This is a genomic window from Candidatus Electronema sp. TJ (assembly GCF_048287355.1).
Lineage (GTDB): Bacteria > Desulfobacterota > Desulfobulbia > Desulfobulbales > Desulfobulbaceae > Electronema.
This window is the reverse complement of sequence record NZ_JBLWEP010000146.1, coordinates 1-5,701: the sequence shown is the minus strand read 5'-3', so window position 1 is coordinate 5,701 and position 5,701 is coordinate 1. Positions and strand designations below refer to the sequence as shown.

Sequence of the window (5,701 nt, the reverse complement as noted above, 5' to 3'; positions counted from 1 at the left end):
CTACAGACCGCGCCGCACACCTCAGAACATTGACCAACTTTCTCCGCTATGAATGCCGACAACTGCATCTTCCCCGCCTCCCGCTTCACCACTGAAGCCTTGGAGGTCAAGGCACTGCACCGCATCGTCAAGCTGATAGACTCCGCCGTGCATCTGGACAGCGTGCTTTCCGCCATCCTCAAGGTCTTGCACGACACCCTGCGCATGGAGCGGGCCACGCTGGCACTGCTGGATGAAGGCGGCGAGCGGCTGGCCATCCGCGCCTCCTACGGCCTCACGGTCGAGGAGGAGCGGCGCGGCGTGTACCGCCTCGACGAGGGAGTCTGCGGCAAGGTCTTCAGCTCGGCCTCGCCCTTCATTGTCCCGGACGTGAGCAGCGAGCCGCTCTTCCTCAACCGCACCGGCGCACGCCCGATGTACAGCAAGACCAAAATCGCCTTCATCGGCGTACCGGTGCTGCTGGGGGAAAAGCCGGTGGGCGTGCTGAGCGTGGACCGCCTCTTCGGCATGGAGGTCTCTTTGGAGGAGGACGTGCGCTTCCTCACGGTGCTGGCCACGCTGATCGCCCAGTTCCTCAGCCTCAATCAGGCCATACGCCGCGACCGCCAGCAGCTGGTGCAGGAGAACATCAGCCTGAAAGCGCAGCTGCACGAGCGGCACCGCAAGCACCGCATCATCGGCCACTGCAAGGCTATGCAGGAGGTCTTCTGGAGCATCGAGCGGGTCGCGCCCAGTCAGGCCACGGTGCTGCTGCTGGGGGATTCAGGCACGGGCAAGGAGATGGCCGCGCAGGCCATCCACGAGGCCAGCCCGCGCCGCGACAGGCCCTTCATCAAGATCAACTGCGCCGCCTTGCCGGAGGCCTTGCTGGAGAGCGAGCTGTTTGGGCATGAGAAGGGTGCCTTCACTGGCGCGGGCGGCACGCGCATAGGCCGCTTCGAGATGGCGGACAAGGGATCGCTCTTCCTAGATGAGATCGGCGAGATGCCTTTGCTCCTGCAATCGAAGCTGCTGCGCGTCTTGCAGGAGCAGCAGTTCGAGCGGCTCGGCTCCAATCGCACCATCAAGGTGGATGTGCGCATCATCGCGGCCACCAATGTCAGCTTGGAGCAGGCGGTCGCCGCAGGCAGCTTCCGCAACGATCTCTACTACCGGCTGAATGTGGTGCCGATTGTCCTGCCCTCGCTGAAAGAGCGGCGCGACGACATCCCGCTGCTGGTGGATTACTTCCTCAAGCAGAGCAACCAGCGCAACAAGAAAAGCCTGCGCATGAGCCGCGACTTCCTTGATGCCATGACCGCCTACGACTGGCCGGGCAATGTGCGCGAATTGCAGAATGTAGTGGAGCGGCTGGTGATCTTGTCTGCCGACGACATGCTGCGCCTGGAGGATCTGCCCGACTGCTTCTTCGCCCCGAAGAAGGCGGCTGCTGCGCCTGCTCCCCAAGCTGCCCCGGCGCAGCAGCCTCCAGCCCCGCCGCAGCAGCGGCGCAAGCTGGAGGACATGGAACGGGCGCAGGTGGAGGAAGCGCTGCTCCGGCATGGCTGGGTGCAGGCGCGGGCAGCGCGCGAGCTGGGACTGACCCAGCGGCAGATTGGTTACAAGATACAGAAGTTCCGGCTGCAGCGGCCTGATTTCAGCGTGTAGGGGCGGTTCGCAAACCGCCCCTACACTGCGGCGCGGCTATCCCGTCCGCAGCAGCACTTCCTTTCTCCGCTCTTCAGGCAGAGTGTCCATGTCCACAAGCCGCAGGGCCTTGGTCGGACAGGCGGCGACGCAGGCAGGGACAGCCCTTGCCTGGCAGCGGTCGCATTTGACAGCCGTGCGCAGACTGGCATCGCGGCTGATCACGCCGAAGGGGCAGGCCAGGATGCAGGACCAGCAGCCGATGCAGCGTTCCGGGCGGCAGCGGACAAAGCCTTGCCCGTCTTTATGCAGGCTGCCGGTGATGCAGGCAGCCACGCAGGGCGCGTCCTCGCAATGGCGGCAGAACACAGGCTGCTTCACGCTGCCCTGCTGGCCGACGAAAAGCCGCTTTTTCGGCGGATGCAGCTGGCTGAGCGCAGCGGCAAGGCTCTGCTCGTCAGCATGAGCAACCCGGCAGGCGATCTCGCAGCTGCGGCAGCCAAGGCACTTCTCCGGCCTGACGTAGATCATCTCCATGAGCGTGTCCTCCTCCCTACAGTCCGAGACCGGCGCGGCGCTGATCAAGAGCTGCCAGCAGGCCCTTGGCTGCTTTGATCGGATCCGGCTCAACCAGGAAATAGCCGCCCAGCAGATCGCTGACCGCGCTGGTGAGGATCTTGGTGACAACCACGCTGCCCAGCACCGGCGGCGCAAGGCCGAGATGCACAGGCAGACCTGCTGCCACAGCCCATGCGCCGATGGCCACCGCCTTTTCCGTCACTGCTTCCGGCGCGGAGGCGACCACCGGCAGCTGGCTGAGGTCAACGCCCAGCCGCTCGGCCACGGCCACGGCCACATCAACAGGCCGGGCGTTGTCCACGCAGGAACCCATGTGCAGCACCGGCGGCAGAGGCCCGCCCAGCCCGGCGGCCTCGCCCACGGCAGTGAGCACAGCGGCCAAGCCCGCGCCCGCATACTGTTTTGTGGCCTCTGAAGTCATGAAGCCGTGACGGGCATAGGCGGAGGCAGCGCAGCCGGTGGCGAGGATGAGCACGTTCTCAGCCAGCAGCAGCTTGATCATCTCAATGTAGTTGCGGTCCTGCGGAGTCTTGACGCTGTTGCAGCCTGCAAAGAGGCAGATGCCCCGGATATTGCCTGTAGCGATGTTGTCAACCAGCGGCTTGAGCGGATCCTCGGCATTGACCTTGCTCAGGGCGGCAATAATGGCCTCGGCAGAGAAACCGGCCACAACGGCGGTGCTGCGCGAGGGGATACAGAGCTTGTCCGGGCAGCGGTTCTTGAAGTTGGCGATGCCCTTGCGGAGTATGGTGCGGGCGCAGTCCGCTGCCTTGCTGTCGCTGAACTCTATGTGCTCCGCGCCTGGCATCTTGGCGATGGGCATGGTGGTGATGATCTTGGTGTGGAAGCACTCCGCCGCTGTTGCCACCGCAGGCATGATGCACTGGTAATCCACCACCAGCGCGTCGAGCGCGCCCGTCATGACTGCCGTCTCCTGCGAGACGGAGCTGGTGGCCAGCGGAATGCCGTGCCGCATCATCACTTCATTGCCGGTGCAGCAGATGCCGACCAGATTCAAGCCGCCTGATGCGCCCGCCTGCTTGGCCGCTTCAATCAGCTCCGGCTCGGAAGCGACTTGGGCGATGATGTCGCTGAGCAGGGGATTGTGGCCGTGCAGAGCGATGTTGACCGCATCCTGCCGGATCACGCCGAGATTCGCCCGGCTGAGCACCGGCTGCGGTGCGCCGAAGAGGATGTCGGAGAGATCGGCGGCTATATGGCAGGCCGCGTAATCGGCAAGGGCGCATTTGAGCGCACCGAAGAGGATGTTGACCGGCTCCGCGTCCACGCCGTAGGTGGTGCGGTGCATGACCTCAGCCACGCTGCCGTCAATGCTGGTCGGTGCTATGCCCAGCCTGCTGAAGGCTTCCAGCCGCCCCTTGGTCATGGTCGCCGTCACCCAGGCAAGGGTCTCGTCGTTGTCCCCGAACTCCGCCAAGGCTTTGTTGGCCACGTCCAAGGCGATGTCCTTCACGTTCCGCCCCAGCGTCTGGATGCCCAGCCGCGTGGCCACCTCCTCCACCTTGCCCTTGTCCTTGACCGCATAGTCCGGGGCCTCGCCGAGCAGGGCTTTCTTCAGCACATGGGCCACATGGCGGGCATGGCCGCTGTGCGAGGCCGTTCCGCCAGCCACCATCCTCGCCAGCCCGCGCGCAACAATGGTGTCCGCATCCGCGCCGCAAATGCCCCGGCTCGGCCCTTCGCCAAAGGGGTCAATCCGGCATGGCCCCTGCATGCAGTGGCGGCAGCAGACTCCCAGCTCGCCGAAGCCGCACTGCGGCTGCTGCGCCTCATATCTGTCCCAGACGGTCTTCATCTTGCAGCCGCCTTTGTGGCCGTTTAAAACGTCGAGCACCGCCTGATCAATAGAACGATTCACAAGTTCTCCTCCTTTTGTTGACATGTGAATTGCAGCAAACTTTCACGGCTGCCTCTGCCCGGCTCCCCGCTTCAACCGCCCTGATTTCAATTGAAACCGCTCTGATTCAAATTGAAATTGACACGATTCACACTTGAATCGCCCCATTTTCGATTGGAACCGGCCTGATTCAAATTTGAAACGGCCCGGTTTCAATCGAAATTGCTCCAGTTTCAATTGATTTTGCCTTGATTTCAATTGAAATCGTCCCGTTTCCGGCTGAAAACAGGGCGTTTTCAGTGTGAATTGCCCTGATTTAAATTTAACTCGGCCCAATTTCAATCAATTTCGCCCTAATTTTTATTGAAATCGGAACGGTTCAAGCGTGCGACGAGGCGTTGCCAGCGCAGGCCGCAGCATTTTAATCATCTGAAACAGCAAAGAAAAGCGCAAAAAGCCCGCTGAACGCCGCCTCCGTTGCGGCTGGAGCGGACAATTGCTCTTACATCGCAGCCTGCCGCAGCGGTTTGGCTTCTTCGATGAGCATGATTGGAATGTCGTCCCGGATTTCATAAACAAGCTGACAGGCGGGGCAGGCAAGGCCGTCCTTTGTTTCTGTGAAATGCACTGGCCCTTTGCATTGCGGGCAGGCGAGGATGTTGAGGAGATGCTGGCTGATCATGGTTTCCTGAGCCGTGTGAGTTGGGATGAGAAAAAGCCGCCCGCCGCAGAAAGTTCTCCGCATTCCGGGCTGCAAACGGCTATAGTACCAGAAAGAACAAACGCTGCCAGCAAAACAAGAGAGGATTCGGAGCAAATGAAGCGACAGATACCGGTTGCGCAGGCTGTGGGCATGGTTTTGCCCCATGACATCACCGAAATCGTGCCGGGCAAATGCAAAGGCCGGGCCTTTAAGAAAGGGCACATCATCCGCCCCGAAGACGTGGAGCGGCTGCGCTCCTTAGGTAAAGAGCATGTCTATGTGCTGGAACTGTCAGCCGAGGAAATTCATGAGAACGAGGCCGCGCTGCTGATGGCCGCTGCTGCCGCCGGGAGCGGCACGGAATATTCTGATGATGTGCATGAGGGCAAGGTCAGCATCAAGGCCGCGCACGACGGCCTGCTGAAGATTGATAAAGAAGCACTGCTCCGCTTCAATCTCCTCGGCGAGGTGATGTGCGCGACCCTGCATGACAACACGCCGGTAAGGCGGGGCGAGCAGGTGGCGGCTCTGCGCCTGATTCCTTTGGTCGGAGAGCGGCCGCTGGTTGAGCAGGCGGCGGCAATTGCTGGGGAAGGCGCGAAGCTGGTGCGGGTGCTGCCGCTGGCAAAGGTTAAAGCTGGGCTGGTGATCACTGGCAGCGAGGTTTTTTATGGCCGGATCGAAGACAAATTCGAGGCCGTGCTGCGCGGCAAGCTGGCCGCTCTTGGCTCCGAGGTGGTACGGGTCGGCTTTGCGCCAGACGACGCAACCCTGATCGCGGCGGAAATCCGCCTCTGCTTGGATGCGGGCGCGGAATTGGTCATCACTTCCGGCGGCATGTCGGTTGATCCCGACGACGTGACCCGCGCAGGCATCCGCGAGGCCGGGGCTGAAGATATTGTTTACGGCACGCCGGTGCTGCCCGGCGCGATGTT

Annotated in this window: 5 protein-coding genes; 2 read left to right on the top strand and 3 right to left on the bottom strand. The window is 62.3% G+C overall.

What is annotated here, in order from left to right:
- Positions 1-48 precede the first annotated feature (48 nt).
- On the top strand, positions 49-1,647 hold the full coding sequence (gene nifA, locus ACNKID_RS09980; protein WP_417913282.1) for a nif-specific transcriptional activator NifA: 1,599 nt from the start codon (positions 49-51) through the stop codon (positions 1,645-1,647).
- Between the two features lie 36 nt (positions 1,648-1,683).
- Here nifA and ACNKID_RS09975 read toward each other — a convergent pair whose 3' ends face one another.
- The 3 genes from ACNKID_RS09975 to ACNKID_RS09965 form a co-directional block, all read right to left on the bottom strand.
- Positions 1,684-2,163 carry a 4Fe-4S dicluster domain-containing protein gene (locus tag ACNKID_RS09975; RefSeq protein ID WP_417913281.1) on the bottom strand — a complete coding sequence of 160 codons (480 nt, stop codon included), beginning with the start codon at positions 2,161-2,163 and terminating at the stop codon, positions 1,684-1,686.
- Between the two features lie 16 nt (positions 2,164-2,179).
- Entirely contained in the window at positions 2,180-4,108 is a 1,929-nt protein-coding gene (cooS, locus tag ACNKID_RS09970) for an anaerobic carbon-monoxide dehydrogenase catalytic subunit (RefSeq protein ID WP_417913280.1), read from the bottom strand.
- 457 nt (positions 4,109-4,565) lie between these two features.
- The gene (locus tag ACNKID_RS09965; protein ID WP_417913283.1) at positions 4,566-4,745 is read right to left on the bottom strand and encodes a Trm112 family protein; all 180 of its coding nucleotides are present in this window, start codon (positions 4,743-4,745) and stop codon (positions 4,566-4,568) included.
- 135 nt (positions 4,746-4,880) lie between these two features.
- On the opposite strand from ACNKID_RS09965, the gene ACNKID_RS09960 reads away from it, so the two are divergent.
- Positions 4,881-5,701, top strand: an 821-nt coding sequence (locus ACNKID_RS09960; protein ID WP_417913279.1) for a molybdopterin-binding protein, incomplete at its 3' end; no start/stop codon positions are given.

Coding starts and splice junctions, on each gene's coding strand:
- nifA (WP_417913282.1), top strand. CDS start 49: ATGAATGCCGACAACTGCATCTTCCCCGCCTCCCGCTTCACCACTGAA.
- ACNKID_RS09975 (WP_417913281.1), bottom strand. CDS start 2,163: ATGGAGATGATCTACGTCAGGCCGGAGAAGTGCCTTGGCTGCCGCAGC.
- cooS (WP_417913280.1), bottom strand. CDS start 4,108: ATGTCAACAAAAGGAGGAGAACTTGTGAATCGTTCTATTGATCAGGCG.
- ACNKID_RS09965 (WP_417913283.1), bottom strand. CDS start 4,745: ATGATCAGCCAGCATCTCCTCAACATCCTCGCCTGCCCGCAATGCAAA.